31 protein-coding genes are annotated in these 25,659 nt (G+C 66.4%); 17 read left to right on the forward strand and 14 right to left on the reverse strand.

The genetic code is table 11. The features are described from left to right. Nucleotide 1: 1 nt before the first annotated feature. The 7 genes from AC6R2M_RS04595 to AC6R2M_RS04625 are packed head-to-tail and all read left to right on the forward strand — an operon-like array spanning nt 2 to nt 3,418. Complete coding sequence (locus AC6R2M_RS04595; RefSeq protein WP_500485930.1) at nt 2–394, forward strand: hypothetical protein; 393 nt, start codon at nt 2–4, stop codon at nt 392–394. Further along, entirely contained in the window at nt 391–798 is a 408-nt protein-coding gene (locus AC6R2M_RS04600) for a hypothetical protein (protein ID WP_500485932.1), read from the forward strand. Before AC6R2M_RS04595 ends, AC6R2M_RS04600 begins: the two co-directional genes overlap by 4 nt. Further along, nucleotides 795–1,205 carry a DUF4376 domain-containing protein gene (locus AC6R2M_RS04605; protein WP_500485934.1) on the forward strand — a complete coding sequence of 137 codons (411 nt, stop codon included), beginning with the start codon at nt 795–797 and terminating at the stop codon, nt 1,203–1,205. Before AC6R2M_RS04600 ends, AC6R2M_RS04605 begins: the two co-directional genes overlap by 4 nt. Continuing rightward, a complete protein-coding gene (locus tag AC6R2M_RS04610) occupies nt 1,202–1,732 on the forward strand; it encodes a DUF4607 domain-containing protein (protein WP_500487492.1) in 531 nt (176 codons plus the stop codon). Before AC6R2M_RS04605 ends, AC6R2M_RS04610 begins: the two co-directional genes overlap by 4 nt. Nucleotides 1,733–1,740: 8 nt before the next feature. Further along, the gene (locus AC6R2M_RS04615; protein ID WP_500485936.1) at nt 1,741–2,784 is read left to right on the forward strand and encodes a hypothetical protein; all 1,044 of its coding nucleotides are present in this window, start codon (nt 1,741–1,743) and stop codon (nt 2,782–2,784) included. 2 nt (nt 2,785–2,786) lie between these two features. Further along, entirely contained in the window at nt 2,787–3,236 is a 450-nt protein-coding gene (locus AC6R2M_RS04620) for a hypothetical protein (protein WP_500485938.1), read from the forward strand. After that, nucleotides 3,233–3,418: a hypothetical protein gene (locus AC6R2M_RS04625; RefSeq protein ID WP_500485940.1), complete on the forward strand. Its 186-nt coding sequence runs from the start codon at nt 3,233–3,235 to the stop codon at nt 3,416–3,418. The genes AC6R2M_RS04620 and AC6R2M_RS04625 overlap by 4 nt, the downstream gene beginning before the upstream one ends. A 21-nt stretch (nt 3,419–3,439) precedes the next feature. Here the strand turns inward: AC6R2M_RS04625 and AC6R2M_RS04630 are convergent, their stop codons facing one another. After that, a complete protein-coding gene (locus tag AC6R2M_RS04630) occupies nt 3,440–3,946 on the reverse strand; it encodes a hypothetical protein (protein WP_500485942.1) in 507 nt (168 codons plus the stop codon). 69 nt (nt 3,947–4,015) lie between these two features. Between AC6R2M_RS04630 and AC6R2M_RS04635 the strand changes: the two genes are divergently transcribed. Genes AC6R2M_RS04635 through AC6R2M_RS04645 form a run of 3 tightly spaced genes read left to right on the forward strand, consistent with a single transcriptional unit; the run spans nt 4,016 to nt 5,854 of the window. After that, on the forward strand, nt 4,016–5,083 hold the full coding sequence (locus tag AC6R2M_RS04635; RefSeq protein WP_500485944.1) for a peptidoglycan-binding protein: 1,068 nt from the start codon (nt 4,016–4,018) through the stop codon (nt 5,081–5,083). Further along, nucleotides 5,080–5,529 carry a hypothetical protein gene (locus AC6R2M_RS04640; RefSeq protein ID WP_500485946.1) on the forward strand — a complete coding sequence of 150 codons (450 nt, stop codon included), beginning with the start codon at nt 5,080–5,082 and terminating at the stop codon, nt 5,527–5,529. Before AC6R2M_RS04635 ends, AC6R2M_RS04640 begins: the two co-directional genes overlap by 4 nt. Then, a complete protein-coding gene (locus AC6R2M_RS04645) occupies nt 5,507–5,854 on the forward strand; it encodes a hypothetical protein (RefSeq protein ID WP_500485948.1) in 348 nt (115 codons plus the stop codon). The genes AC6R2M_RS04640 and AC6R2M_RS04645 overlap by 23 nt, the downstream gene beginning before the upstream one ends. Nucleotides 5,855–6,277: 423 nt before the next feature. On the opposite strand, the gene AC6R2M_RS04650 is transcribed toward AC6R2M_RS04645, so the two are convergent. Beyond that, nucleotides 6,278–6,850: a hypothetical protein gene (locus AC6R2M_RS04650; protein WP_500485950.1), complete on the reverse strand. Its 573-nt coding sequence runs from the start codon at nt 6,848–6,850 to the stop codon at nt 6,278–6,280. A 179-nt stretch (nt 6,851–7,029) separates the two neighbouring features. Here AC6R2M_RS04650 and AC6R2M_RS04655 point away from each other — a divergent pair, with 179 nt between their 5' ends. Next, the gene (locus tag AC6R2M_RS04655; RefSeq protein ID WP_500485952.1) at nt 7,030–7,212 is read left to right on the forward strand and encodes a hypothetical protein; all 183 of its coding nucleotides are present in this window, start codon (nt 7,030–7,032) and stop codon (nt 7,210–7,212) included. On the opposite strand, the gene AC6R2M_RS04660 is transcribed toward AC6R2M_RS04655, so the two are convergent. The 7 genes from AC6R2M_RS04660 to AC6R2M_RS04690 all read right to left on the reverse strand — a co-directional run bounded on the left by AC6R2M_RS04660 (nt 7,209) and on the right by AC6R2M_RS04690 (nt 15,141). Then, nucleotides 7,209–7,730, reverse strand: coding sequence for a thermonuclease family protein (locus AC6R2M_RS04660; protein WP_500485954.1), 522 nt, complete (start codon nt 7,728–7,730; stop codon nt 7,209–7,211). The genes AC6R2M_RS04655 and AC6R2M_RS04660 overlap by 4 nt on opposite strands. 186 nt (nt 7,731–7,916) lie before the next feature. Continuing rightward, the gene (locus AC6R2M_RS04665) at nt 7,917–8,228 is read right to left on the reverse strand and encodes a hypothetical protein (RefSeq protein ID WP_500485956.1); all 312 of its coding nucleotides are present in this window, start codon (nt 8,226–8,228) and stop codon (nt 7,917–7,919) included. A 925-nt stretch (nt 8,229–9,153) separates the two neighbouring features. After that, nucleotides 9,154–11,094, reverse strand: coding sequence for an acyltransferase family protein (locus AC6R2M_RS04670; protein ID WP_500485958.1), 1,941 nt, complete (start codon nt 11,092–11,094; stop codon nt 9,154–9,156). 103 nt (nt 11,095–11,197) lie between these two features. Continuing rightward, on the reverse strand, nt 11,198–11,794 hold the full coding sequence (locus AC6R2M_RS04675; RefSeq protein ID WP_500485960.1) for an undecaprenyl-diphosphatase: 597 nt from the start codon (nt 11,792–11,794) through the stop codon (nt 11,198–11,200). Nucleotides 11,795–11,928: 134 nt separating this feature from the next. Then, nucleotides 11,929–12,294: a DUF1622 domain-containing protein gene (locus AC6R2M_RS04680; RefSeq protein WP_500485962.1), complete on the reverse strand. Its 366-nt coding sequence runs from the start codon at nt 12,292–12,294 to the stop codon at nt 11,929–11,931. A gap of 624 nt (nt 12,295–12,918) precedes the next feature. After that, nucleotides 12,919–14,088 carry a YihY/virulence factor BrkB family protein gene (locus AC6R2M_RS04685; protein ID WP_500485964.1) on the reverse strand — a complete coding sequence of 390 codons (1,170 nt, stop codon included), beginning with the start codon at nt 14,086–14,088 and terminating at the stop codon, nt 12,919–12,921. A 345-nt stretch (nt 14,089–14,433) separates the two neighbouring features. Further along, nucleotides 14,434–15,141: a PRC-barrel domain-containing protein gene (locus AC6R2M_RS04690; RefSeq protein ID WP_500485966.1), complete on the reverse strand. Its 708-nt coding sequence runs from the start codon at nt 15,139–15,141 to the stop codon at nt 14,434–14,436. Between the two features lie 218 nt (nt 15,142–15,359). Between AC6R2M_RS04690 and AC6R2M_RS04695 the strand changes: the two genes are divergently transcribed. Continuing rightward, a complete protein-coding gene (locus AC6R2M_RS04695; protein WP_500485968.1) occupies nt 15,360–16,538 on the forward strand; it encodes an AI-2E family transporter in 1,179 nt (392 codons plus the stop codon). Between the two features lie 281 nt (nt 16,539–16,819). On the opposite strand, the gene AC6R2M_RS04700 is transcribed toward AC6R2M_RS04695, so the two are convergent. The 3 genes from AC6R2M_RS04700 to AC6R2M_RS04710 form a co-directional block, all read right to left on the reverse strand. Beyond that, on the reverse strand, nt 16,820–18,820 hold the full coding sequence (locus AC6R2M_RS04700; protein ID WP_500485970.1) for an OmpA family protein: 2,001 nt from the start codon (nt 18,818–18,820) through the stop codon (nt 16,820–16,822). A gap of 153 nt (nt 18,821–18,973) precedes the next feature. Beyond that, the gene (locus AC6R2M_RS04705; protein WP_500487494.1) at nt 18,974–20,209 is read right to left on the reverse strand and encodes an FAD-dependent oxidoreductase; all 1,236 of its coding nucleotides are present in this window, start codon (nt 20,207–20,209) and stop codon (nt 18,974–18,976) included. Then, a complete protein-coding gene (locus AC6R2M_RS04710; protein ID WP_500485972.1) occupies nt 20,145–20,390 on the reverse strand; it encodes a zinc-finger domain-containing protein in 246 nt (81 codons plus the stop codon). Before AC6R2M_RS04710 ends, AC6R2M_RS04705 begins: the two co-directional genes overlap by 65 nt. Before the next feature lie 139 nt (nt 20,391–20,529). On the opposite strand from AC6R2M_RS04710, the gene AC6R2M_RS04715 reads away from it, so the two are divergent. The 3 genes from AC6R2M_RS04715 (at nt 20,530) to AC6R2M_RS04725 (ending at nt 22,507) form a co-directional block, all read left to right on the forward strand. Next, on the forward strand, nt 20,530–21,306 hold the full coding sequence (locus AC6R2M_RS04715; protein ID WP_500485974.1) for an alpha/beta fold hydrolase: 777 nt from the start codon (nt 20,530–20,532) through the stop codon (nt 21,304–21,306). 75 nt (nt 21,307–21,381) lie between these two features. After that, on the forward strand, nt 21,382–22,212 hold the full coding sequence (gene cysE / locus AC6R2M_RS04720; RefSeq protein ID WP_500487496.1) for a serine O-acetyltransferase: 831 nt from the start codon (nt 21,382–21,384) through the stop codon (nt 22,210–22,212). Nucleotides 22,213–22,297: 85 nt separating this feature from the next. After that, the gene (locus AC6R2M_RS04725; protein WP_500485976.1) at nt 22,298–22,507 is read left to right on the forward strand and encodes a DUF3126 family protein; all 210 of its coding nucleotides are present in this window, start codon (nt 22,298–22,300) and stop codon (nt 22,505–22,507) included. Between the two features lie 107 nt (nt 22,508–22,614). On the opposite strand, the gene AC6R2M_RS04730 is transcribed toward AC6R2M_RS04725, so the two are convergent. Continuing rightward, nucleotides 22,615–23,214, reverse strand: a complete 600-nt coding sequence (locus AC6R2M_RS04730; protein WP_500485978.1) for a transglutaminase-like cysteine peptidase — start codon at nt 23,212–23,214, stop codon at nt 22,615–22,617. 439 nt (nt 23,215–23,653) lie between these two features. After that, on the reverse strand, nt 23,654–24,259 hold the full coding sequence (locus AC6R2M_RS04735; RefSeq protein ID WP_500485980.1) for a PilZ domain-containing protein: 606 nt from the start codon (nt 24,257–24,259) through the stop codon (nt 23,654–23,656). Between the two features lie 139 nt (nt 24,260–24,398). On the opposite strand from AC6R2M_RS04735, the gene AC6R2M_RS04740 reads away from it, so the two are divergent. Both AC6R2M_RS04740 and AC6R2M_RS04745 read left to right on the forward strand, forming a co-directional pair. Then, nucleotides 24,399–25,148, forward strand: coding sequence for a rhomboid family intramembrane serine protease (locus tag AC6R2M_RS04740; protein WP_500485982.1), 750 nt, complete (start codon nt 24,399–24,401; stop codon nt 25,146–25,148). A 78-nt stretch (nt 25,149–25,226) separates the two neighbouring features. Then, nucleotides 25,227–25,658, forward strand: coding sequence for a CBS domain-containing protein (locus AC6R2M_RS04745; protein WP_500485984.1), 432 nt, complete (start codon nt 25,227–25,229; stop codon nt 25,656–25,658). Nucleotide 25,659 lies beyond the last annotated feature (1 nt).

The raw sequence follows: 25,659 nt of genomic DNA on the forward strand, positions 1-25,659 counted from the left end.
CATGGCTCGGCGCGTCTATCTCGCGCCCGGCGTCCTGCGTGTGAGCCATCCCGGCTGGGACGCAGCGACGGCGCCGCGCGAAGGTCTCATGTTTTCGTCGGACACCGCCGCGCTCGGCGGAAGCTCGACAGGCGAGCTCGTCTTCGAAGCCAGTCCGTTGGGCGGACCGTCCAACACGTTTCAGCCGGTAACGAGAACTGTCCCGCTGCCTCCAGGGTCGGGTATCCCGGTCGTGTGGATATGGGATGTCCGGCCAGATCTTGCGCAAACCGGCTTTGCCAACGGCGTCGTGCAGATCTTCTACGACGCTGCCGCCGCGAACCTGATCTTCTCAAGCCGATCGGGCACGCCCTCGCATGTCGGCTACATGATCTACAGGAACCGCTCGTCATGATGCTCTGCCTGCACGACGACACCGGCCGCATCACCCAGACGGTGAACGAGCCGATCGACCCGGCCTATCTCGACGTCCTTCGAGAGCGCGGCATCGCCTTCGCCATCATCGAGGGCGAGCCGGACGCCTTCGCGATCATCACCGGCAGCTACGTGGACGGCGGCGAGGTCCGGCCCCGTCCGGCCTTCCCCGGCACCATCGACAAGACGCATATCAGGGCGGACGGCGCCGACAAGGCGGTGATCTCCAACCTGCCGACGCCCTGCACGCTGACGATCGCCGGGCAGCCGGTCGAGCGGAAGGCGGGCACGATGACGATCCTGTCGCGGCGACCGGCCAGAGTGACGATCGCGGCCGAGGCCTTCCCCTACCTCCCGTGGTCCGTCGAGGTGGAGGCGGCATGAGCGGCGCGGTCTATCTCGACGACTTCCTGCCGGCGGCGACCTCGGCCGACGTGAACGCGGAGCGCGACCGTCGTCTCGTCCGTGGCTTCCCCTTTAGGGGCAAGACGATCCAAGCGGACATGATGAGCCAGTCGGCGATGGTCATCAACGGCCAGCGCGCGAAGGTCTCGGCCGACAGCGGCACGGCATCCGGTGACCTGCGCTGGGCGGACACCGAGCGCGACTTCGCGTGGATCACCGCCGACAACTCAATGCTCCCGCTCGACGCGCCGGGGATGGTCGAGCTGCAGCAGGTCGCCGCCGCCTTCCTCGAAATGAGCCAGCGGTCCGCGCGCAAGCTCAAGGATCGTATCGCGGCGGGCGAGCGGATCATCGACGTTACGGAGGATGCGTTTTGGCTACCGTGATCGTTCCGCCGCCCCAGATCGCGCTGCCGCGCGGCGTCTTCCGCCATGGCGCGCTCCGCAGCATGGGGCCGGGCTGGCTGCCCATGGACGGCGCGACCGAGCACAGCCGCTCGGACTATCCCGACTTCCTCGCGCTCATGCTGGCGGACGAGGACGGACGGGACATGGTTCTCGCCGGCTCGAAGACCTCGACCTTCAAGATGAAGAAGGTCCCGTACGGGACGAGCCTCGTCGCCAGCGGCTTCGACAACCGGTCCGGGGTCATCTTCGGCGCGAAGGAAACGACGCTGACGCTCGACCAGCTGCCGGCGCACGACCACGGCTACATCGACACCTATCCCGAGGTGCAGACGGGCAAGGGCGGGCTTCTCTCCGGCCTTCTGAACGTCCTGTCGGGCGTCGCCGTGAAGACGGCGGACCGAACCACGAAGCCCGCCGGCGCCGCGGCGCCGAAGCCCGTCCCGACGCAGAGCCCGTCCATGTCGGGCCATCTCTTTATCTTCGCGGGACGCCCGCGCTCCTCCTGAGGTCATTCATGCCCGTAGCACCTCCGTACACGACCGGCACCGCGCAGGTGACGGCCGGTAGCCGAACCGTGACCGGAACCGGGACCGGCTGGCTCCTCGGCCTCGTCGCGGGCGGCACGCTCTACACGCGCAACTCGTCGATGGTCATCGCGTCCGTCGAAAGCGACACCAGCATGACGCTCTCGCTGCCGTGGCCCGGCACGAGCGGCACCGGTGCCTATGCGATCGATCTCGCGCGGGCCGATGCTGCGAGCGCCATCATCGCGAACCGCCGCCTGGCGGATATGCTCGGGAAACTGGACACGGTCTCTGCCCTCGGCGCGGAGCTGACGAGCGTCGCAACGCCTGAAGCGATGCGAGCCGTTCTAGGCGCCGTGTCGAGCCGGCTCACGGGCCCTGCCGTGCTGGGGCGCTCGGCCGCCGGCGCGGGCGATGTCGCGCCCCTGTCGCCGGACACGCTGGCGTCGATGATCCGAGCAAGTCGAGGCACCTACTTCAACGCCAACACCGCGAACGTGGATACGGCCGCGCCGGGCGACCGGGGCCTGTACAGCTCCACAAACGGCGGAACATTCCCCGGCCCCGGCTTCTGGTTCATCGAAACCCAACTGACGTACCTGTCTTCCAAGGTGCAGATCGCCTGGAGTTATGTGTCCAGCGGCGCACCGAGCGGGGGCATGTGGTATCGCGAGTTCTCGAACGACGGAACGATCGGACGATGGTTGCCCGTCATTCCGCAGCGCGGATCGAATGCTAATGGCGATTGGATTCGATTTGCCGATGGTACGCAGATCTGCATCGGGGTTCCCGTCACCCCTTCGACCGGTCCGACGACTGCGGTCGGATCCCTGTTTCTCGGCCCGTTGACGCCCTGGACGTTCCCGGTCGCATTCTCCGCACCTCCGTTGGTCAACCAATCGTCGGCCAATTCGGCTCGCCTGGCTGGCAGCGCAAACCCGAACACGACGGCCGTCAATCTTCGCGAGTGGAGCGGGGCGTCCAGCTCAACGGCGGTCGCAATGACAGGCCAAGCAATCGGAAGGTGGTACTGATCATGCGCATCGTTCTCTCGCCGCAGGCCGGTCGCTCCGAAACGCTCACCCTTTCGCGCCAGGGCGATATCCTCGTCATCAACGGGGCGCCGCTCGACCTTTCGCAGGTGGAGGAGCGCGCAACGCTTCCGGCCGAAGCCATCGCGTCCGAATGGATCGTCGGTGCGGTCACGAGGGTCGAGGGCGTGCTGCAGGTCACGGTCCTTCTGCCCTATGCCGACGAAGCCGACGAAGCGGTCCGCTTCCCGGCGCCGATCATCGTCACCGCTGACGGGCCGATCGCGCTGCCGACAGGGGCGAGTGAGCCGGTCCCGACCGCGCCGGCCATCACCGTCGATTGGTCGCGGCTCGCCCTCTACGAGGCCCCGGCGCCCATCGTCGTCCATGTGCCCGCGCATGTCTTCTTCGCCCGTTGCTCGGACGAGGAGGCGGAGGCGGAGGCGAGATCATGATGGGCCAGACGCTTCGCCTGCGCCGCCAGTGGATGGACCCGAGCGTCGTCTTCTCATCGAACGGAGAGCTGTGGACGACACTGCGCGCTGCGATCATCGAGCTCTACGGCGAGGCGCGAGCGGACCAGCTGCTGACGTCACCGGCCACGAGTTCTGCAAGCGTTCAGAGCGCCGTAGAATAGATCGCTGAAAGACCCAAAGCGTCAATCGTCGAGTACGCTAATCTTTCCGGCCTCCTTCATTGCGGAAATGATCCGCTTACGAGTTTTTGGAGAGGCAAGGGCTGGGTTGTAAGAGGGGTTGCTACCCCTGATTAGCATGTCAAAAGCGGGGAATGTTCGCCCCCAGACATCACCTTCTTGATTTTGTTCTGCCGCATAACATGCGTTCGTCAAAAGTATAAGGCTTGCAATCGCGTGCCTTTGCTTTGACTGCGTGATTTCCGGCGGGTCAGACTGAATTTTGGATTGTCGGAAATCGATGATCGTTCTTAGGTGAAGTTCCACCAGTGAATTCAATGACGATCTAGTAGCTGTTCGGTCAGAAGCTAGTGCAATCCAATATGCCATGAACGCTGCCACGGCCGATCCGATCGCAGCAATCGCAGATAGCCATTCGGGTCTAAGCGGAATTAGCGAGCAATCCATCGCGGGGCGCCGTTCTCCTGAATTCGCTGTCGAGACAGTCGCACCCGGCACGCTGTCAGCCAAGCCTTTCGCTCATCAGGCGCCCGCGAGGCGCCTTTTCTTATTCCACATGTCCAGCACCAGGAGACACCGATGAACCTCAGCGCCGCCGGGGCTGCCTTCGTGCGCCATCACGAGGGGTTCGTCCCCCGCTACTATCTCGACCCGGTCGGCGTCGGCACGATCGGCATCGGCTTCACCTGGCAGTCGGGCTCCTTTCGCGACTGGTGGTCGCGGAACCGGCCGGGGCAGTCCTTCGGCCCTGGTGCCACGATGACGCGCGCCGAGGCCGAAGAAGCCCTGGTCTACCTGATGCGCGAGGAATACGGCGCCGCGGTCTCTCGGGCCTTCGGGGCGCAGCTGCGCCAGCACGAGTTCGACGGTGCCTCGTCCGTCGTCTTCAACGCGGGCGAGGCGACGCTCGGCGATCGGTGGGCGCAGGCCGCCAAGCGCGGCGACTGGCGCGGCGCTGCCGAGCTTCTGAAGACGACGAGGGTGACGGCGCGCGGGCGTCGCCTCGCCGGCCTCGTCTCCCGGCGCCTGGACGAAGCCGAGCTGATCGAGCTTGGGGATTACACGATCGGCCGCCCACGCGCGGCCGCCGCCGATCCGATGGCGGACGGCATGCTCGTTCGCGGCGAGCGCGGCGAGGCGGTGCGTCGTCTTCAGTCCGACCTTCAGTCCGCCGGCTTCTACACCGACGGGACGCTCGACGGCATCTTCGGGCCGGGCACCGAGGCGGCGGTCATGGCCTTCCAGCGGACGGCCGGGCTGAAAGACGATGGCTATGCCGGGCCGCTGACGCTCACCGCTCTGGCCGAGGCCATCAAGCCGAAGCCGGTGGTCCCGATCCCGCCGTCGCGTCCCGATCCCATCACCATCCCGGAGCCTGCCATGCCTGACAAGCCGCTGACACCGGTCGAGCAGACGAACAAGGCGAACATGGGCGCCCTCGCCACGGCGGCCGCGTCCGGCGGGCCCGGCATCGGCCTGATCTACCTCTGGTCGCTTCTGCCGTCCTTTCCGCAGGAGTGGGCGAACGACCCGCAGGCGCTCATCGTCATCGCCGGCCTGACGACCACCGCCTTCGCGACGGCCGGGGCGTGGATCGGCGCCTACCGCGCTCGCGACAAGCGGTATCAGACGGAGGTCTCGGGATGATCTTCGTCCAGCTCGTCCACCACTTTCGTGTTCGCCGGTTCGAATGGTTCATGGCGCTGGCGCTGTTCTCGATCGGCGTCATGCTTCACGATCCGGCCGACACCTTCGAGCGCTCGCCCTCCTACAGTCTCCTCGCGCACTGGGCCTCCGAGGAAACGTGGGCGTGGCTCCTGATGCTGACGGGCCTCGTGCGCGTCTTCGTCCTGATCCTGAACGGCGTCTTCTTCCGCAAGGCGGCAGAGATTCGCGCCGTCCTCGGCGTATGGTCGTTCTCGGTCGCGTCCATGATGGCGATCGGCTTCCACTCCGCGCCGGTCGAGGGTTCGGTTCTCGCCTCCCTCATGACGCTTATGGCGATGTTCGAGCTTTCGAACATCTGGACTGCTTCCCTTGATGCTCATGACCGCAGGCAGGCCCAAAAGCATGGTTCCGACGATCCCCGCTGACGCGCCCGCCTGGGTGCCGCACCTCTATTGGATCGTCTTCGCGGTCGTCGCGGCGGTCTTCGCGGTTCTGACGCCCCGTCTGCGTGCCGCGCTCGCCACCGCAGCCCCGCCGCCTGTCGATACGTCCGTTCGCGTTCAGGGGGCGATTCTGGGCGCCGGCCTCGACGGGACGAAGATCGCGCACGAGCTCGACCGGATCGCCGACGCGCTGGAGGGCATTCAGTCCGCCGTCCAGTCGCTTGCCAAGGCGGAGGAGAGCGGACAGGCGCGAACGCTTGAGGCGATCGTCAAGAAGCTGGAGCGGTTAGATCGGGCCGAGCGATGAGCGCAGAGGCGGGAGGCATCGTCCATAAGCGAGCTACAATCGAAACATTATGATATTAAACTAGTTTAAGACGCATTCCGCTAGCGTGATCAAGGGATCATTCCATGGACGCTGATGAGCTCGGCTTCGCAGAAAGCGTCGCTGAAAGTTTAGGTACGATTGAATGCGACGCCCTCCAGATGGCGAGCCGGGCTCGGATAGCTGCTACGATGCTGAAGAGATTGGTTGAGGAAAAGCGAAACCCCTCTCTTCTCCAGTCTGGCAGAGTTGCGGCCCCGTCTTCAAACGAAGACCCCGATTTACCTCCATCGAGCGTGAGTGCTTCGTCCTGAAAGAACTACAGCGCTTCGCCCGCTCGGTCCGTCTGAAGAGGCATCGCGGTTCTGCAAGGCTAATCTCGGCCGGCTCCTCTGCTCAATTCGGTTAACCGGACGGCGATGGAGCTGGCGCGGAGGGGGTGATCAGCGCCCGCGCCGGAAGGTTCGCCGTCTCCTCCTTCTTCGCTCGCGGGTCCTGCCACGCATCGCCGAACCACTCGCGCATCTCCTCCGGGCTGATCCATTGCCGGTTCCCCAGCCGACGCTCTTCCGCCAGCCAGCGACTCCAACCGGCCGCGTCGGTGACCGAGACCGGCCGGACATGCTCGCCTCGGGCGACCGCCAGGGCGTGGTCCAGCTCGACCGTGTGCGGCAGCTGCAGCGCCGCTCGGAGGATCACCTCACGCTCGGCCTGCATGGCGAAACGAGGCGCCGACTGGACGAAGGTCGGGAAAGCCGCTTCCAGCGCGCGGGCAGCGTCGCGCGGTGAGGGAGCTTTGCCCGCCGAGCCCGGTCCGGCGATCGGCGCGAGAAGAATCCTCCAGGCCCAATAGGACAGGCCGGACCCGTGCGTCTGCACCGGCGTGATCTGGCCCACCCGGAACTCTCCCATCCATGCATCGTAGGCCTCGGTGCCCCAGTTGGGCCGACGTCGCCAGCGGAAGCGGAAGCCATCCATGTCGCACCCTCCGGCACTTGAGAATCGGGATGGTTGTTCTCTATCCGTTCCATATGAGCCCGCCGCGTGGAAATCGAGGTCTGCACCTCTCCGAGTGCCATGACCTGGGTCTCGTGGTTTGGATGCGCTGCGCCTTCTGCCGCGGTGCCCAACGCTTCTACGACCCGCGTGACCTCGCGGTGGTCCTGGGTGACGTCGAACTCGACAAGCTCCGGGGCCGCCTGAAGTGCGAGGTCTGCGAGAAGGTCGACTATCTCGACGTTGGCAAGCGCCGGCTGGCCGAACTGGAGCGAACCGGCACGCTGATCCGGCGGCTCGTCAGGGTGCGTCAGGTCCCGGTCTGGCGCGAGGATCGGCTTTAGCGGGCGTAGTAGCCGCCCGAGTAGCGCGTCCAGTCCGTGGCATGGCCGGCGCGGACCTGCTCCGCCGCGATGTCCCGGCCGCCGACGAAGCACTGCGCGACGATCCGGTCATAGGAGGCCGGGGAGGACCTGCCGTCGCATGGCGTCCCGTTGCCGACCTGGCGACACTCGACCGTCTGGCCCGCCGTCATTCGCTCGAGGTTGGCGCCGGCCTCCGCATAGCCGCGCTCGCCGCGCTCCGGACTGTTAATGCCGCAGATGCGGACCCGCTGGCTGCCGATCGTGAACGTATCGCCATCGGCTACGCGGGTGACTTGGCCGCGAAGCATCCCGCCGCTGGTCTGCGTCGGTGTCGTCTGCGTCTGGCCGGGCAGGGCGCCGTCGATCGCATCGTAGACGCGCGTCGCAAGCTCCGGCCCGCCAACGACCGCAGCCACTGCCACGATAGCGACGATGCCGGCCCACTGCTGGTAGGATCGATTGCGAGGTGCGCGTCGGCGCCGGGAGCGTCTGGCCATTCGCTGGCGTCTAACATGGATTACGGGCTCCGCCAGAGACGGGATCGCGACTGGCTAACCTTGATGGCTAACGCTCCTGGCTAACGTGGTCGCAAGCGCCTTGCCGCAAAGGGCGTATGGTGGGCCCGTCAGGACTTGATCCTTTACCGTGAACGTCCATGGCGAACCAAAGACCGAGCGCCAGCCTTACTCAGCGTTTGCATCCCGATTGATCGTCTGCTGCTGAGCTGCTGCTGCTGCGGGCGTCGAAATGACATCGCCGTTCGCAGTCGCAACATATGCGAATATCGCAACGACAATGGCTATCATCGTCAAGGCGACGCCAATGACTGTAGCGATCATGCCCCAAAGCCCAGCTTGCGTGGGTAGCTGGTTCGTTCGCTCGATCAACCTGTCCAATTTCTCATTGGTCTGGTCCTGAGAAGCTTTCAAGGCGTCAAGATCACGACGAACATATTGAAAATGCGTCTCCAACGATGTCAGCCGCTGTTCGCTCATCGTATCGACCTTAGTTTCCGGGGAGCCCGTAGGCGAATCTACGTTTACGGCTTGCTGCCGTGCCCGTTCCCGGTCCCGTTCTCGCTTAAGCCGCTCCGCATTGCGCTTAAAGTTCGCGAACGCTTCGCTAACCTGGGGGAGGCGATCAGCCTTATCAAGCGTTTGAGTGCCAGGCGTGCGTTCAATCTGAGGTGATATGATAAAGTTCGTTACCGGTTGCGAACGATCCCGCTTAAAGTAAAAAGCTCGATTCGAACTGCCTTCGCTTAGTTGACCGCCAGTTGCCCAAGGCGAACTATTACTCATTTCCGCCTTTCCGCGACTCCGTCAAAGAAGTTCTAATCTCCCCAAACTTGCTCTCAAAATCCTGCAAGTTTTCGCGAAGTAGAATCATTAAATCTTTGGCGGACTGCGGACTCAGATGAAGAGTGATTACCGGCTCTATCGCGAAAGCGAAGCTCTGGTTGCCATCGCCATTCACGAGCGCGGGATGCGGAAGGCCCGCAACCAACGTAAAACTATTGGAGCCTGTTAGAAGCTGAAGGTCGCTGGCGTAGAAAACTGGTGTATTCAGTCGAGCTACCTCAGTTTGGCTCGGCTTCGGTTGCGTGGTTCCGCTCAGCGTGGTGTCAGCGCTAGTTTCCGAAGGTCCCATATCCGACGTCCGCCCTCATGCTCAAATGACCCAGGGAAGGAATGAACTGCCGATCGATCGTTGTCCACACGAAACGTCGAACGATCGGCAGGGTTCGCCAACCCAATGCGAACGAACTCGGAACGGACGTGGCGAACTCGGTCGGTTAACCCACTGTATCTGATGAATGTTGGCGATCCTGCCGGGGTCGCCAAGCACCCGAAAACGTCCCCATTCACCTTCGAGCGCATCGTACTGCGAGGCGCGTCATTTCTAAGGGAATGATGCTCTCTAACCCCTCGTTGATCGAAGCAAGCTGATAATTTCTTGTCCTTCGTCAGTGTTTAGAAGCCGCTTTCCGATGCGCCAGGTGCCATCCGCGCTTAGGTGGCTTCGGTCGAAGTACAGGGAGGTTCCGTCCGCGTCATGTGCCGGACAATTCTTCTTATCGCAGATAACGTTTCGCACACTCAGAAAAGTGGTATTCGGCGTTTCGTTCGCGATCCGCCGTAGTTCTGCGGTGAAGCCGCCCTCCTGAGGCTTCGACCCTTCCGAAGCGCAATCGCGCACAGGGAGCTTCAGAGCCTTTTGGCCACAGCGCGCGTCGATTCCGTTCTGTAAGGGGACGGTATCGAGAAGCACGATTTTCGTCCCATCATCGGCAAGCTGCTGCACGAAGGAACGCAGATCGATACTGAGATCGGCGCCATTGGACTTACCGTTGGAGGCGTAATTGTCCCACGAGGCGCCTAGGAAGACGATATCGTACTCATTCTCATCTGCAGCGGCCACGGAATGCGAGGTACGGCATGCGGCCAGCCTGCTGGCAACGACATAGGTCTCAGGATCGCCGTCCAAGGGAATGCATGCGGAGTGGGCATAGTTTCGAAACGAGACGCCAGCCTCCTCCGAAAGCGTTCCAAGGACACCGACGTAGTGAGCAGCGTTCGAGTCGCCGTAGAGAAGGATTCTTGGAGCACCATCGCCAATCACACATTCGGGGTCAGAAATGTCTTTCGGCTGCAGCCTCGATCGTTGGCAGACATAGGGGAGGGTGTACGGTGCCGCGGCGGAGGGGATCGCGGCGAGGCGTTCCGGGTAGTCCGTCCAGCGATAGGGGCCGTATCCATTTGTCACGATGAGGCCAAAGCACAGGGCCGCAACCAGAGCCGTCGGCGCCAGCGCGAATTTCGCCAGCACCTGCGGGAAGGGCGCGGGTGACGAGCGGAACGGCAGCTCGACGAACCGATAGCTCAGCACGGCGAGGCCCAGCATGACGGCGAACGAAACCATCTGCTGAACGGGCGAGAGCTCACCGTAGAAGTATCGCTGAAAAGCGAGCACGGGCCAGTGCCACAGGTAGAGGGAATAGGATATCAGGCCGATCGCTCTCAAAGGCGCGAGGGAGATTGCCGACGACACCGCGTTTCTCTGCGTCCCGGCGATGAGGAGCGCTGCCGTTCCCGCGGTCACCGGAACGGCGTTCAGACCCGGAAAGCTCGAACTTCCTTCGAGAGCGTACGCGCTCCAGGCGACAGCCACGAGACCGGCGGGCGCAAGAATGGCTGAGGCCAGACGGCCGAGCTGGGGAAGAAAGACGAGAGCGCCGCCGGCGGCGAGCTGGAATGCGCGCGAGGGCAGCATGTAGTACGCCCACTGGGTCAATTCCGCCCGGATCTGCCATTCGCCGATCGCGATGCTCGCGGCGATGATGGCGGCAATACCCAGAAGCGCGACAGTCGTGCCGCGGCGAAGCAGAAGCAGGAGCGTGATCGGCCAGATCAGGTAGAACTGCTCCTCGACGCCCAGCGACCACATGTGCAGGAGCGGGATCGTGGCGCTGTCGGCGGCGAAGTAGCTCGTGTCCTGGAAGTAGGTGAAATAGACGTTCGCACCCGAAGCCGCGGTCGCGATCGCCGACCACGCAAGCGTTTCGACGTCTTCGGGTAGGAGCAGGAGCGTTCCCGCAACGACGGTGGCGAGCGTCACCAGGAACATGGCCGGAAGGATCCGGCGGATGCGCCTGCGGTAGAACTCCCGGTACGAGAACGTACCCGCCTTATGCTCGTGGACGATGTTTCCGGTAATGAGAAACCCGGAGATGACGAAGAACATATCGACGCCGACGAAGCCGCCCGGGATGAGGGCTTCGTTGATGTGAAAGATCACCACTAGGAGAACGGCGATGGCTCGAAGGCCGTCGATATCGTACCTGTAACCGGTTCTCGTCAAAGCCTGTGATCCCGAGTGTGCTGGCCGCCGCGTCTTCTGCCCTAAAGCCCACTCGTCGCCAAGCGCCCGCGAGTCTCGAACCGTCCGCCGACCCGCTCCCTCGTCACCGCAGGCGGGAGATCGCCCTTCTGAGCGGGCGCAGGGCGAAAGCCTCGTAGAGGTCTTCGGCCAGGTTCGTGGCGTCGCGGCCGAAGCGCCGGTCGAGGCGCATCGCGACCAGCGCGGCGAGGACCGCGACCACGGCCGCGCCGACCATGTCGAGCGGGAAGTGGACGCCGAGATAGATTCGCGACCATGCGACGACCAGTCCGCCCGCGCCGATCGCGAAGGCGTAGCGCCAGTGCCGGAGCATCCCCATGGTCGCGGCATAGGTGAAGAAGATCAGGCCGTGATTGCTCGGGAAGGACGGGCTCGCCCGATGGCTCATGAGTGCGTGGCCGAGCGGCGTGACGAACGGCCGGTCCGTCGGGTAGGCGACCCCGAGGCCATAGCTGATGCCGATCGCCACGAGAAGCGCGGTCAGGAGGATGAGGGACTGCCGCCGAACCGAACGGTCTCCCGCGATCCACAGAAGGGCGAGATGGAGCGGGATGAGGAAGATGACGAACTTCGCCCAGACGAAGGCGGCATAGGCGAGGACGCCCCATTCGTCCGACGGCGCGTTCAGAAGCAGGAAAAGGGTTCGGTCGAGATCGTTCATCAGGCCCCCATGCGATCGACAGGGGCTCTCGCGGCGATGTGGCGAGCATATGGCGCGGCTGACCGGAAGCTGGCGTGGCCGCGCATCGGATCGACACGCGCGGGCTTCATGCGTCCGGCCGGACGCACGGCGTTTCAGGCGGCGGTGCGGTAGCGCCGCTGCCAGGGCCAGCGGCCTTCGATCTCCACCTCCAGCGAGAAGCTGAGGAACGTCCGGATGAGGACGATGCCCGCCAGGACCGTCAGGCTCTGAAGCGACGGTTCGACGGCGACCGTGTTGATGATGTCCGCGGCCACGAGGAACTCGAGCCCGAGGAGGATGTACCGTCCGAGGCTCGAGCGCAGGGTCTGAAACGAGGCGAGGCGGTCCGCGCCCCGCCATCGGTCCTTCAGATAGTGCAGCGAGGCGAGGATCGATCCGAAGACGATGACGAGAATGCCGGCCGCTTCGAGGCCGAGCGTCGTCCAGTGCGTGAGCCCGCCGACGAGACCCTCGATCATGGCCGACCCCTTCGCTCCGGTCACCGGAGCGAAACGCTCCGCAGAAGGCGATCTAGCGTCGCTTCGCCGATTGTCGCGGCGCAGCGAAAGCCGGCGAACGGGTCGCGGCCACCGACGGATGCGATCGCCGGTCAGGGGGCAGGGACGACGAGCCGCCTCGCAGAGCCGGCCGGGACACGCGCCCTGTTCCTCCCAGCCTCGACGACGGCCCTCGATCGCACGAAACGCCGGGCCCCTCGGCGTCCAAGACGAAGGTCGGCGAGAGAGCCTCGCGTCAGTCGCCGCCGAAGATCGCCAGCAGCGTCGCGATCGCGACGGAGGCGTAGAACATCGGGCCGGCATTGGAGAAAACGTCGGACAACATGGACATCGCGACCTCCCTTGGCGAGGGCTCGGCTTCGAGCGCCCGCGCTCCGTGGCGCGAAGACAGGCCGAAGGCCGCGATTCCAGTTCCTCCCGCGAACGAGCGACCTCCTCCGCACCGGGGATGGTACTACGGCGCGCCCGCGATGCAACCGCCGATCGATGCTGCGGCGCACCCATCCGGGTCGCGCTCGCGCGCCTGATGCGTCGATTCAAAGAGTTAGAGCGACCTTTGTTGCGTCCGTTCGAACGCACGGCGCTCTAAGCGACCTCGTCGGCCATCTGCGCGCCGCGCCGACCGCTCGGGCGCTCCGGCGGCGTCGTCGTGTCGACGGCGGTCTGGTGTTCGAGCTCGGCGTTCAGTTCGGCGCCGAGCAGCATCACCATCGAGGACACCCAGATCCACGTCATGAAGCCGACCGCCGCGCCGAGCGATCCGTAGGTCTCGTCGTAGCTGCCGAAGTTCTCCGTGTACCAGGAGAAGAGAAGGGAGACGAGAACCCACAGGACGGCCGCCAGGGCCGAGCCCCACGTCACCCAGCGCCAGCGGGCCCGCTCGCGGCTCGGCCCGTAGCGGAAGATGATGGAGATGCCGACCGAGACGACGACCAGAAGGGCCGGCCAGCGCAGAAGCAGCAGCCAGTCCTCCAGCGGCCCGAGCTGCAGGAAGCGCAACACGACGGGCAGGGCGATCACCACGCCGAGCGCCAGGATCAGGAAGAGGATGACCGCCAGGGTGAAGCCGAGCGTCACCAGCGTCAGATGAACGAAGCTGCGCTTCTCCTCCTCCTCGTAGACGATGTTCAACGCGTCGAAGAAGGACTTCATCCCCGAATTGGCGCTCCAGAGGGCGACGCCGAGGCCGATGAACAGGCCGAAGCCGAGCGTCGACGTTTCCTGGCTGACCAGACGCCCCAGCGTCTCGGACAGGATTTCCATGCCGCCGGCCGGAACGATCCCGCTCAGGGCGTCCAGATGCTCGGCAACCGTCGCCGGATCGGCGAAGAGACCGTAGATCGAGACGAGCGCGGACAGGGCGGGAAAAATCGCCAGAAGAACGTAGAAGGTAAGGCCGGCGGAGACGAGCATCAGCCGGTCGTCGCTGAACTCCTGGTAGGTGCGCAGGAGGATTTCCTTCCAGCCGCGCGGGGGCATCTGAGAAGGGCCGTCCGCCGCATGGCCGACCGGCGAGGCGGAGGAGGGCGCCTCGGGGGCGGCTGCCGCCTCGCCCTTCGCCGCCGCATCGCCCGGCGCGCGCGAGGCGTCGCCGACCGAGCGGCGCCGAGCGCGCTCCAGTTCGGCCCATTCCCGGCGGTTGGCGGCCGAGACGAGCGTCATCGTCGCGATGCTGGCCACCGCCGTTCCGAGAAAGACGTAGAGGCCTTCCGATGCCAGCCGTCGGCTGCGTCCCGGGCGGTTGCCGAATGTCATGTAAGGGCCTGCGTTTGAGCGCCCGCGAGATCGCCGGCGGAAGATCGATCGATGGACGGGGTTGGATGACCGTCGAAGCTGCCACCAACACCACCGGGTGAACACGTAAATGTCAGGCTGGAGGCGACAAGGGGCCGGCCCCAGAGCGCCGTCCGTCCGATCGGACGCGCAAAGGCCGCTTTGTCTCTTCGAACCTGCGCATCAAGCTGTCCGAAGATCGATCCCGATCTTCGGGCCGATGCTGTAGAGCCGGACCGGCAAGGGTCGGCCGGGAACGAGGGAGCGCTCATGAAAAAGGGGGCCCGAAAGCCCCCTTTTCCGAAACGATCCTGCGATCGGCCTCGATTACTCGGCCGATTCGAACTCCGGCGCGTTCTCGAGCTGCTCGCGCGTGTAGTTGACCATGATGTGGTCGATACCGGCGCCCGACCAGCCCCAGCCGTCGTTCTCCATGCGCGCATTCGCATCGGCGCCCGTGCCGGCCGCCATGCCCGTGCCGGTCGCCGGCTCGGCCGGAGCCATGGTGCCGCCCGTGGCACCCGTCGCCGGCGAGGTGCCGGCAGCGGTCGTGTCGGTCGCGGCCGTGCCCGTCGTCGCGGTGCCCGTGGTCGCCGTGCCGGCCGGGGCCATCGCGCCGTCCGCCGCGGCGGCGTCCTGCGCCATCACGAACTCCAGCTGATCGTTGGCGATGGCGACGTCACGCTGACCGACGCCGAGGAAGCCGCCGATGCCGACGATGACCGCCTGGATCTGGCCGTCCGTGTCGAGCAGCAGATCGTCGACCGAGCCGATGCTTTCGCCGTCGGCGCCGCGCACATCCGCGCCCATCAGGCCGGAGGCGAGCATCTGGCTGCCTTCCTGGTAGGTGATGAAGCCGCCCTCGTTGGCCATGGCACCGGTCATGGCGCCGTCGGTCGCCATCGCGCCCTCGGTCGCGGGCTCCGTCGTCGCGGGCGCCGTCGTGGCAGGAGCCGCGGCGGGGTCCGTCTGGGCGTGCGCCGCACCGGCGAAGGCGACCGAGGTCAGCATGGTTGCGAGAAGAAGGTTTCTCATGGGGTACTCCCGTGTTCGAGGTTGGCAGGGCAACCCGTGAGGAGTCGCAAGGTTCCAACTTCATTTCGTATCCGGCGTCGCGTCGAGCCTCCTCCCGAGCCGGGTCGGCGACGCTCCGGCGGGCTCGGCGAACGCATGTGGACGCCTCACGAAAGAGCGAGGAACGAACGGTTCGGCCGCGTCGTTGCGCGTGGTGGGTTTGCGTCGGGGAACAGGCATTGTCGAAGAAGGACATCGACGAGGCGGCGGAGGGGACGACCGTCGTCGCGCCCAATATCGGCCTGGTCAACCGGCAGACGCTGCAGGTCGGCCCGCGTTGGGCCGTCATCGGGATCTTCCTCATCCTTCTGGGCGGCGCGCTCTATCTCACCGCCAGCTTCACCCTGCCGGTGGTCTTCGCATTCCTCTTCGCCCTGGTGCTGTCGCCGGTGGTGCGGTTCGCGCGCCGGCGCCTGCGCATCTGGGAGCCGCTGACGGCCGCCGCGCTGGTCGTCGGCCTCGTCTTCACCCTCACCATGTCCTTCTACATGATGAGCGGTCCGCTCACGCGCATCGTCATGAACGCCCCGCAATATGTCGACGCGGTGGAGGAGCAGCTTTCGGCCGTGCGCTCGCGCCTCTCCCGGTTGCAGAGCGTCGGCGAACGGGTGGAGTCGAGCGGCGTGGTCGCGGACACCCCGGTTCCGGCCGCCACCGAGCAGGACATGCAGGAGGTGGTCGTGCGCAGCCCGAGCCTCATCGACAACGCCGCCACGACCGCCCCGCAGCTTCTGGCCTCCATCGTCTTCTCGCTGGTCTTCCTGTTCTTCCTGTTGTCCTCCGGGAGCCTGTTCCACCAGAAGCTCATCGAGGCGATGCCGACCTTCTCGGACAAGAAGCGCGCGCTTTCCGTCGCGCACGAGATCGAGCGGGAGCTGTCGCGCTACCTCTTCACCATCACGATCATCAACGCCTGCCTCGGGACGGCGGTGGGAACGATGCTCTGGTGGATCGGAATGCCATCGCCCGCCGTCTTCGGCGCGCTCGCCTTCCTCCTGAACTTCATCCCCTATATCGGCGCGATCATCGGCATCGCGATCGTCGGGATCATCGCGCTCGCCGAGTTCGGAACGCTCGGACAGGCGCTCGTTCCGGTGCTCCTGTACTTCGTCATCAACTCGATCGAAGGGCAGCTGATCACCCCGACGGTCGTCGGGCGGCGGCTGGAGATGAACGCGGCCGCCATCTTCCTGTCCGTCGCCTTCTGGGGCTGGATCTGGGGCGTGATCGGCATGTTCCTCGCCGTTCCCATCATGGTCGGCGTGAAGATCCTGTCGAACTATGTCGAGGGGCTCTCCACCTTCGGCAACTTCCTGTCCTCTGACCGCAGCACGGTGCCGGAGGACTCCAAGGAGTAGGGATCCGGAAGGGTACGACGGCCGAGGCGGCCGCACCCTTCCGGCGAGCGTCCCGCCGAACTTGGCTCCGAGAGCGCGGCCACCGGGGAGCTGTCGTGGCGGGCGAGCGGGAGCCGGGAAACATTCAGATCCTTCGCGGAACCGGCCGCCAGGCCGACCTCTCCCAAACAGAAAGGGCCGGCGGTTCGCACCGCCGGCCCTTCGTTCTTCCGGGTCAAGGACCTCTGAGAGTTTGAGCATCAGGCTTTCCGAAAATCGAGTTCGACTTTCGGGCCGATGCCCTAGTTGGCCTGTGCCGTCACGATCGGGCGGACCAGCGGCGTGATGCGCCGCAGCGTGACGCGGCGGTTCTCACGGTTGGCCTCCTGCGTGTCGATCTTCAGGAACTCCTCGCCGTAACCCTGCGTGACGAGGTTCTCCGGCGGGATGTCGTAATACTCGGTCAGAGCGATCGCGACGGCCTCGGCGCGCCGGTCGGACAGAGCGAGGTTCATCGCGTTGGAGCCGACCGCGTCCGTGTGGCCTTCCAGAAGGAAGGTCTCGTCCGGGTTCTCGTCGATCACCTGGCTGATCGCGTTGGCGAGCGCTTCCAGATTGACGAGCTGTGCGCGCTCGATCTCCGCCGAGCCGGTGGCGAAGGTGATCGTGTTGAGGTCGATGCGGCGGACCTTGTCGCGGATGCGCTCCGAACGACGCACTTCGTCGACCGAGTAGATGCGCTCCACGGTCTCCACTGGCGGGGCGACGATCGTCTCGTAGTAGAGGCGCTCGTCCGGTTCGTAGACGTCCACGATGTAGCGCTCGCGCGGGATCGTGAGCTGCAGCGGCGGCAGGGTGGCGCCGACGTCGTAGTAGTAGACGGGCTCGGCCTCCTCCAGCACCGGATCGTAGAACAGCACCACCTCGCGGCCGTCCGGCAGGATGCGCGAGCGCTGCACGACGTCGCCGTAGCGGTTGTAGATCGTCACGACCTGCACGCCGTTGTCGCGCACGATGGTCTCGCGCGAGAGACCGCGCGGCAGCTCCTCCACGTAGAACTCCTCGGACGCCACACGCAGGCGCTCGGTGTCGTTGGAGCGGATGAAGTAGCTGGTCGCCGCGCCGGCCACGGCCCCCGCCAGCGCCGCACCGGCGAAGGTCAGGATGTCGCGGTTGCCGACGCGCTCGACGACCTCCACCTGGGGCGGCAGCACCGGGGCAGGGGCCTGCTCGATGATGTTGCCCTCGATGTTGGTCACCGAGTTGATCGTGATGTTCTGCTGGATGTTCTGCACCTGCGCGTCGCTCGCGGCGATGTTGCCGGGCTCGACGGCGCGCAGCTGGATGTCTTCGGCGACCGGCTGAGGGGCCTCGACCGGTTCCTCGGGCGCGACCAGCGACTGGATTTCGGCAGGAGCCTCCGTAGGCTGGCCGTCGACCGGCGCACCCTCGACCGGGGCTTCCAGCGTCTCGGCGGGAGCCTCGGCAGGGGCGGGCAGGGTCTCTGCCTCGGCCGGCAGTTCGGGCGCATCCTCGGGCGCGCTCGGGTCGGGATCGGGCACGGCGACGCCTTCGCCGGCGGCCGGCGCAGGGCCTTCGGCAGGATCGGCGGGCGCTTCCGACGGGGCTTCGTCGGCGGGAGCCTCCTCGACCGGCGTCTCGGCGGCAGGCTCCTCGGCAGGGGCTTCTTCCGCAGGGGCTTCCGCAGCCGGTTCCTCGGCGGCAGGCTCTTCAGCCGGGGCCTCTTCGGCTGCCGGTTCCTCCGCGGCGGGTTCGTCCGCTGCGGGCTCCTCGGCTACCGGCTCTTCGGCCGCGGGTTCCTCGACCGCAGGCTCTTCCGCAGGAGCCTCTTCGGCCGCAGGCTCCTCCGCAGGAGCCTCTTCGGCCGCGGGCTCCTCGGCAGGAGCTTCCTCGACGGGCGCCGGCTCTTCGGCCGCAGGCGCCTCGGGCTCCGGGGCCGGCTCAGGCTCCGGTTCCGGTGCGGGCTCGGGCTCCGGCTCGGGTGCAGGCTCAGGCTCGGGTGCAGGTGCCGGCTCGGGCTCCGGCGGAACGTCGCTCTGCGTTCCCTCGTCGGCGGGCAGCTCGGCGGGATCGCCCTCGGCGGCGTCCGGCGCGGGCTCAGTCTCCTCCGGCGCGGGCACGGCGGCTCCGCCTTCGGGCGGCGGAATCAGCTCCGGGCTCGCCTGCGCGACGCGAATTTTCGCGGTGTCCTGCGCATAGGCGGAGAGCGGAACGCTCAGCGCCGTCGACGCGGCAAGCGCGGCGACGGACAAGAATTGGCCCGAACGGGCGATCTTCGACATGTCTCGACCTTCTAAATCTGTCCCTTGCAGATCCGAGCCGGCTCGACCGCCCGCTCTCGCGGCGCGGCGTATCGGTGGGGCCGTCAGGCCCTTTCGGTCGGCTTCTAACTAGGCGGCAAATGCGGCGGTCAAAGGGGCGTCGCGCGGCGGCGTTCAGTTGCCGGCCTGCTCGTCCGGGCTCCAATCGTAGAGCCAGGCGAGGTCGGCGCGCAGCTTCTCGGGCGAGCGCATCGCCATCGCCGCATCCCGTCCGAGGCTGAGCGGGAAGGGCAGATGGTAGACGAAGCGGTGGAAGGCGACGCGCGAGCGAACGCGCGCCAGCCGGGCCTCGCGGGCCGACTGGAAGCGCGAAAGCGCGCCGGAGACATCCTCCCTCGCGATCCCGCCGGTGAGATGACGTGCGAGGACGAAGCCGTCCTCGATCGCCATGGCTGCGCCCTGCGCGGCGAAGGGCAGCATGGCGTGGGCGGCGTCGCCGATCAGGCAGACCCGCTCGCTTTGGTCCAGCCGACGTTCGGGCTCGGTGACGAGGAGCGGCCAGGCGCCGACGGGCTCGGCCTTCTCCAGATGTGTCCGCAGTCGAGGGTCCCATCGCTCGAAGCCCGGCAGGACGGGGGCCTTGCCCGGCGCGATCAGGACGATGTTGACCGAACGGCCGCCGCTCATCGAATAGGCGACCGCGTGGCGCTTGGGGCCGAGCCAGGCTTCGATCCGGTCCGCCCCCGAAACGTTCGGCGCGACGAAGCGCGCGGCGACGAGGCCGGTATCGGTGGGGGCCGGCAGGCCGAGATGGGCCGCGACCGCCGAGCGGACGCCGTCGGCGCCGATCAGGATCGGGGCGGTTTCCGTCCGCAGCTCGCCGGACGCCTCGCGCACCGCGAGTTCGACGCCGTCGGGGGTTGCGGTGAAACGCTCCAGCGTCGTCGCCAGTGCGATGTCGATCAGCGGCTCGCGCTCCGCCGCCGAAAGGAGGCAGTCCTGGAGGTCGGCGCGGTGGACGGCGAGATAGCCGATCCCGTCGGAGGCCGAGACCGGCACCGTCGCCAGCACGCGCCCGTTGCGGGCGCTGCGCAGGATCACCGAACCGGCCTCGACGCCGCGCGGCGCGAGCGCCGGAAGGAGGCCCAGCCTGTCGAGCACGCGAAGGGCGTTGGCCGATAGCTGGATGCCGGCGCCGACCGGCTCGATGCGCGGCGCGCGCTCCAGAACCCGCACGGGGATGCCGGCCTTCGCCAGCGCAAGGGCGGCCGTCAGGCCGGCGATGCCGGCCCCGACGATGGCGACCGGTCGGGCCGTGGCTTGCGCGTCCGGAATGGTCTGCGCCTCAGGCGGCCTTGTCGTGGAAGACGCAGCCGGCGGGCAGCGTCTCCTCGCGGCCGAGCGCCGGATTGAACTTGTAGAGCGTCGAGCAGTAGCCGCAGACCTTCTCGCCGTCGTCGCCCATGTCGAGGAAGACGTGCGGGTGATCGAAGGGCGGATTGGCCCCGACGCACATGAACTCCGTCACCCCGATCTCGATCACGGCGTGGCCGGCGTCGTTCTGGAAATGAGGGGTCGAATGGCCGGCCATGCGCGGGCTCCTTGAATCTCTCGCCGATCGCGTGGAGCTTCTAGGTCAAGAACGGCGAAAAGAACAGGTGGTCGCAACGCCCATCGCGGGCTACTTCCCCTGCCGAACGACGCGGCGACCCGGACGATCGAGGAACGGCATGACGGACCATTTCACCCATGAGGGCCTCTCGCTGGCCTACCGCGACGAGGGGCCGCGGGACGGGCCCGCCATCCTGCTCGTCCACGGTTTCGCCTCCTCGATGCTCGTGAACTGGGTGGATCCGGGCTGGGTCTCGACGCTGACCGGCGCGGGCTACCGCGTCCTCGCCTTCGACCATCGCGGCCACGGGGCCTCCGACAAGCCGCACGACGCCGCGCTCTACACGCCGGAAGCCATGGCGGGCGACGCGCTGGCGCTGCTCGACCATGCCGGCGTCGAGGAGGCCGTGTTCTTCGGCTATTCCATGGGCGCGCGGGTCAGCGCCTTCGCGGCGCTCGCCCATCCGGATCGGGTGACGGCGCTCGTCCTCGGCGGGCTCGGCATCGGGCTCGTGCGCGGCGTCGGGGACTGGGACCCGGTCGCCGAGGCGCTTCTGGCGCCCTCGCTGGACGACGTGTCGCATCCGCAGGGGCGCATGTTCCGCGCCTTCGCCGACCGCACGCGCTCCGATCGCCATGCGCTGGCCGCCTGCATCCAGACCTCGCGCAAGGAACTGACCGAAGAGGAGGTGGCGCGGATCGCGATGCCCGTTCTCGTCGGCGTCGGCACGAAGGACGAGATCGGCGGGGCGCCGGAGGATCTGGCGAAGCTCTTCCCGAACGGCCGCGCCTTCGCGATCGAGGGGCGCGACCACATGCTCGCCGTCGGCGACCGGACCTTCAAGGCCGAGGTGCTGCGGTTCCTGTCGCAGGAGGCCGGATTGAAGGCCGGCTGAACCGTCCGCTTTCGCGTTCAGCCTCGACGGCCTATGTAGAGGGTTCGAACGCTTCCAAGGTCCGAGACGATGACGATGACCACCCTGCACCGATCCGGCTCCGAGCGACCCTCTTCCGAGCGGGTGGAAAGCTGCGACCCGATCTGGGCCAAGGTGCGGGAGGAGGCGAGCGCGGCCGTCGAGAGCGAACCGCTGCTCGGCGGCTTCCTGCACTCCAGCGTCCTCAATCATTCGAGCCTGGAAGAGGCGGTCTCGCAGCGCGTCGCCAAGCGCCTCGACCACACCGACCTGCCGGCGGCGGCCATCGAACAGGCCTTCGCGCAGATGCGCCTCGACTTCCCCGAATGGGCGGACATCCTGCGCACCGATCTGCAGGCGGTCTTCGACCGCGACCCGGCCTGCGAGCGCTTCCTGGAGCCGCTCCTCTACTTCAAGGGCTTTCACGCCATCCAGACGCACCGTCTGGCGCATTGGCTGTGGGAGGCCGGGCGCCACGACTTCGCACTCTATCTTCAGTCGCAGTCCTCGTCCGTCTTCCAGACCGACATCCATCCCGCATCGCATATGGGCCGGGGCATCTTCCTCGACCACGCGACCGGTCTCGTCGTCGGCTTCACCGCGAAGATCGGCAACAACGTCTCCATCCTGCAGGACGTGACGCTCGGCGGCACGGGCAAGGAGTTCGGGGACCGACATCCGAAGATCGGCGACGGCGTCCTGATCGGCGCCGGCGCGAAGGTGCTCGGCAACATCCATGTCGGCCGCTGCTCGCGCATTGCCTCCGGCTCGGTCGTGCTCAAGGAGGTTCCGGCCAATTCGACGGTCGCGGGCATTCCGGCGAAGATCGTCGGAACCTCGGGCTGCGAGGAGCCGGCGCGGGCCATGGATCACGCCTTCGAGGACTGATCGGCGACGCGATGTCGCTTCCGGCCTTCCCCTTTGCGTCGGTTCGTCCTAGCTACGGCGCCGACGAAACGGAAAGGAGAGTCTCGTGAAGGGCGACGAGATCCGCAAGGTCGAGGCCTATCTGAAACGCGTGATGAAGGGCTCGGACGTGGAAGTGCGCGCGATGCCGCGCAAGAGCGACACGGCGGAGGTCTTTCTCGGCGGCGAGTTCGCGGGTCTGATTTCCAAGGACACCGACGAGGGCGAGCTGTCCTACCACTTCACGATGACGATCCTCGACATCGACCTCGAATAGAGCCGAAGCCTCGGCTTGATCAAAGAAGGAAGGGGCGGGGCCACCGGCCATCCGCCCCTTCCTCGTTTCCGGCCTTGGCCGACCCTTTTCGGGCCCGCCGGGAGACGTCAGCGCACGCTGCCGACCAGCATCATGTCGCGGTCGTCGGAGATGCCGAGCCACTGGCCCGCATGGGCCTCGGACTGGCGCTTGAGGTAGCGATAGGGCGTGTCGCGCCAGTTCAGGACGCGGTCGTCGAGATTGTCGAGAATGAAGTCGCCGCCGTCCGTGCGCACGGTCAGGACCGCATGGCCCTCGCCGTTCGGCTGACGCACGACGGTGATGAGCAGGGCGGAGCGCGGGAAGCCTTCCTTCTCCAGCATGTACTGCTTGAGCAGCGCGTAGTCCTCGCAGTCGCCTTCCGTCGTCGGATAGGACCAGAGCTCGGGCACGCCGTGCATCTCCATGTCGGTGCGCGGGAAGATCGCCTCGTTCACCGCCGAGTTGATCTCGACGATCATGTGCCAGTTCGCCTCCGAGAGCCGGGCGATGCCGACCGAGGCGTTGCGGGTGCACTGCTCGGAGTAGGTCTTGCAGAACTCGTAGTGGCCGATCGGCTGCGAGGTCGGGCCCTGGACGGTCATGGCGGCCTGTGCCGAGGATGCGCCGAAGGCCAGTCCGGTCAGGCTGGCACCGATGATCGCACAGGTCTGGAAGAAGCTGCTCATGGCCGTTGATCCCTTCGCTTGGGATCACAATGCCGGCCTCGTTTTACGCCCGCTCCAAGTTCGACGTCGCAATTTGCATCGAATTCGGGACCGGTCGTTCAGGCTTCATCCTTGCGGCGAGCGTGCGCGAATGCGAACGATTGTCCCGGTCGCCTCAACCGTTCGTTTACCATGGCGGAGCGCGAATTTACGATCGTTTCCAACGGGAAGGCGCTGTCCCCGAAGGCGGTGCGCCAAGTCTTAACGCGAGCGCGCCGTCCGACGCCTCGTCGGTTAACCACGTCCGGTCCATGGGATTCCCGGCCGGAGTCGAACCCTCGCCACACAGGTTAACGCCGCGCCAAAAACCGGTTAACGGCGAGGCCGCAGCGGCCGGTCCGCTGCGAAAAATCTTCGAAATTTTTCTGCGCTTTTCTTGCGTCGGGCGCGCGAGGGGCGATCAGCGGAGACGCTTTTCCAGCGTGTCGGCGTCCTGGACGTGGACGAATTCGACCGCGATCCCGTCTTCCAGGTGGCGCACGACCCGCCCGGCGGTGGAGCCCATCTGGACCCGCGTTCCGATCGCGGGCTTCACTTCGCTGGAGAGCGCCGCGCCCGACAGCGACAGGTCGATGATGCGGCCCTTGTAGCGGCGGCCGTCCGGTACGACGATCTCGACGGACGGGTCGCGCGGGGTGACGCGCTCGTGCCGCCGGTCTTCCGGCAGGTTCAGTTCGCGGCGGTTGGCGAGCCAGGTGAGCTGCGCGGCGAGCTTCTCGCGCTTGCGGTCCGACGCCTTGATGGAGGAGGCGAAGCCGCCGGGCAGGATCTGCTCGACATTGCCCTCGATGCGGCCGAGATGGTCGATATAGAGGATGACGCGCTCGCCGAGCTGCGGGACGACTGGCGTCGTCACCGCGAGGTCGCCCGGCGACATCCGCTCCACCCGGCACGGATATTCGGCGTAGTCCTCCAGCATGAAGCGGCCGAGCACGTCGATCTCCACGCGCGAGAAGCGCATCTCTTCACGCGGAGCGGGTGCCTGATGGTGCGCCTGTGTCTGCATGGGCCGGGGTCGTTGCGGTCGGTGAGCGTGGACAAACGGTAAGCGGGGAACGTTAACGATCCGTGGAGCGAGGTCGTCCGACCGCTGGCGCTTTTCGTGGCGAGCCTTACATGGCAGCGCGAACGGGTTGGCGGGGCCGATGGAATCCAGAGACGAAAGATGGCCCGAGCCGGTTCGCCGGCCGGCGACCAACCCGCCCGCCTTCAACGTGCCGGCCGTGATCCTCGCGATGCTCGCCGTGCTCGTCCTCGTCCACGTTGTGCGGACGCAGTTCCTCGACGAACTGGCCGGCGTGCAGACGCTTCTCGATCTGTCCTTCATTGCCGGCTGCTACGAAGGGCCGGTCGACATCTGCGGGTTCCGGGCCGAGGGCGCCGATCTCTGGTCGCCGTTCAGCCATGCGCTCCTGCACGGGGACTGGACGCATCTGGGCGCCAACGCGCTCTGGCTGCTCGCCTTCGGAACGCCGGTGGCACGCCGGATCGGGACGATGCGCTTCCTTCTCTTCTCCCTTCTCGGAGCCGCGTCCGGCGCGGCGCTCTTCTACGTTCTGAACCCTCATCTCCTGGCGCCGATGATCGGTGCCTCCGGCGTCGTCTCCGCCGTGATGGGCGGGGCCTCCCGCTTCGCCCTCGGCTCCGTCGGCCGCTTCACCTCGCGGGACGTGGTCCATGCGCGCCGCCTCGGGATCGTCGAAAGCCTGACCAATCGCACGATCCTCTTCTTCGTCGCGGTGTTCTTCGCCACCAACATCCTGATCGGATCGGGTCTCGGCTCCGCATTCGGAGCCGATCTGCAGATCGCCTGGGAGGCCCATCTCGGCGGCTTCGCCTTCGGCTTCCTGGCCTTCGCGGCCTTCGATCGCCGGCGGGGCGGACCGGTTCTCTGACCCGCCGAACCCTCTTGCCCGGCGCGCGCGCCTGACGCACCATCCTTCCTCAGCGAACCACGCGGCAGGGAGAGGTCGATGTCGGTCAGGCAGATTCTGGAGGCGAAGGGACGCGAGGTCGTGACCGTCGAGGCGGGCGTGACCATCGCGGACGCAGCGGCGCGGCTGAGCGAAAAGAAGATCGGCGCCATGGTCGTCGTGGGTGAGGGCGAGAGCGTCCTCGGCATTCTCTCCGAGCGCGACGTGGTGCGGCTCGTCGTGCGCTTCGGCGCCGCCGCGCTGGAGCGCACGGTCGGCGACACCATGACCGCCGACATCGTGACGGGGCACGAATCGATGAGCCTCGACGAGGCGATGGGGCTGATGACCCGGGGACGCTTCCGCCATCTGCCGATCTGCGACGAGGGTCGCCTCGTCGGCATCATCTCGATCGGTGACGCGGTGAAACACCGGCTTGAGCAGGCCGTCCAGGAGGCGGAGGAGATGCGGTCCTACATCCACACCGCCTGAA

It is taken from the genome of Aureimonas sp. CAS (assembly GCF_059838215.1).

What these genes read in the sequence shown, in the direction of transcription:
- AC6R2M_RS04680 (WP_500485962.1), bottom strand. Translation starts at nt 12,294, where the DNA reads ATGATCGAGGGTCTCGTCGGCGGGCTCACGCACTGGACGACGCTCGGC.
- AC6R2M_RS04605 (WP_500485934.1), top strand. Translation starts at nt 795, where the DNA reads ATGAGCGGCGCGGTCTATCTCGACGACTTCCTGCCGGCGGCGACCTCG.
- AC6R2M_RS04710 (WP_500485972.1), bottom strand. Translation starts at nt 20,390, where the DNA reads ATGGCCGGCCATTCGACCCCTCATTTCCAGAACGACGCCGGCCACGCC.
- AC6R2M_RS04690 (WP_500485966.1), bottom strand. Translation starts at nt 15,141, where the DNA reads ATGAGAAACCTTCTTCTCGCAACCATGCTGACCTCGGTCGCCTTCGCC.
- AC6R2M_RS04645 (WP_500485948.1), top strand. Translation starts at nt 5,507, where the DNA reads ATGGTTCCGACGATCCCCGCTGACGCGCCCGCCTGGGTGCCGCACCTC.
- AC6R2M_RS04620 (WP_500485938.1), top strand. Translation starts at nt 2,787, where the DNA reads ATGCGCATCGTTCTCTCGCCGCAGGCCGGTCGCTCCGAAACGCTCACC.
- AC6R2M_RS04635 (WP_500485944.1), top strand. Translation starts at nt 4,016, where the DNA reads ATGAACCTCAGCGCCGCCGGGGCTGCCTTCGTGCGCCATCACGAGGGG.
- AC6R2M_RS04650 (WP_500485950.1), bottom strand. Translation starts at nt 6,850, where the DNA reads ATGGATGGCTTCCGCTTCCGCTGGCGACGTCGGCCCAACTGGGGCACC.
- AC6R2M_RS04700 (WP_500485970.1), bottom strand. Translation starts at nt 18,820, where the DNA reads ATGTCGAAGATCGCCCGTTCGGGCCAATTCTTGTCCGTCGCCGCGCTT.
- AC6R2M_RS04735 (WP_500485980.1), bottom strand. Translation starts at nt 24,259, where the DNA reads ATGCAGACACAGGCGCACCATCAGGCACCCGCTCCGCGTGAAGAGATG.
- AC6R2M_RS04615 (WP_500485936.1), top strand. Translation starts at nt 1,741, where the DNA reads ATGCCCGTAGCACCTCCGTACACGACCGGCACCGCGCAGGTGACGGCC.
- AC6R2M_RS04740 (WP_500485982.1), top strand. Translation starts at nt 24,399, where the DNA reads ATGGAATCCAGAGACGAAAGATGGCCCGAGCCGGTTCGCCGGCCGGCG.
- AC6R2M_RS04675 (WP_500485960.1), bottom strand. Translation starts at nt 11,794, where the DNA reads ATGAACGATCTCGACCGAACCCTTTTCCTGCTTCTGAACGCGCCGTCG.
- AC6R2M_RS04625 (WP_500485940.1), top strand. Translation starts at nt 3,233, where the DNA reads ATGATGGGCCAGACGCTTCGCCTGCGCCGCCAGTGGATGGACCCGAGC.
- AC6R2M_RS04745 (WP_500485984.1), top strand. Translation starts at nt 25,227, where the DNA reads ATGTCGGTCAGGCAGATTCTGGAGGCGAAGGGACGCGAGGTCGTGACC.
- cysE (WP_500487496.1), top strand. Translation starts at nt 21,382, where the DNA reads ATGACCACCCTGCACCGATCCGGCTCCGAGCGACCCTCTTCCGAGCGG.
- AC6R2M_RS04665 (WP_500485956.1), bottom strand. Translation starts at nt 8,228, where the DNA reads ATGAGCGAACAGCGGCTGACATCGTTGGAGACGCATTTTCAATATGTT.
- AC6R2M_RS04715 (WP_500485974.1), top strand. Translation starts at nt 20,530, where the DNA reads ATGACGGACCATTTCACCCATGAGGGCCTCTCGCTGGCCTACCGCGAC.
- AC6R2M_RS04595 (WP_500485930.1), top strand. Translation starts at nt 2, where the DNA reads ATGGCTCGGCGCGTCTATCTCGCGCCCGGCGTCCTGCGTGTGAGCCAT.
- AC6R2M_RS04730 (WP_500485978.1), bottom strand. Translation starts at nt 23,214, where the DNA reads ATGAGCAGCTTCTTCCAGACCTGTGCGATCATCGGTGCCAGCCTGACC.
- AC6R2M_RS04685 (WP_500485964.1), bottom strand. Translation starts at nt 14,088, where the DNA reads ATGACATTCGGCAACCGCCCGGGACGCAGCCGACGGCTGGCATCGGAA.
- AC6R2M_RS04600 (WP_500485932.1), top strand. Translation starts at nt 391, where the DNA reads ATGATGCTCTGCCTGCACGACGACACCGGCCGCATCACCCAGACGGTG.
- AC6R2M_RS04640 (WP_500485946.1), top strand. Translation starts at nt 5,080, where the DNA reads ATGATCTTCGTCCAGCTCGTCCACCACTTTCGTGTTCGCCGGTTCGAA.
- AC6R2M_RS04660 (WP_500485954.1), bottom strand. Translation starts at nt 7,730, where the DNA reads ATGGCCAGACGCTCCCGGCGCCGACGCGCACCTCGCAATCGATCCTAC.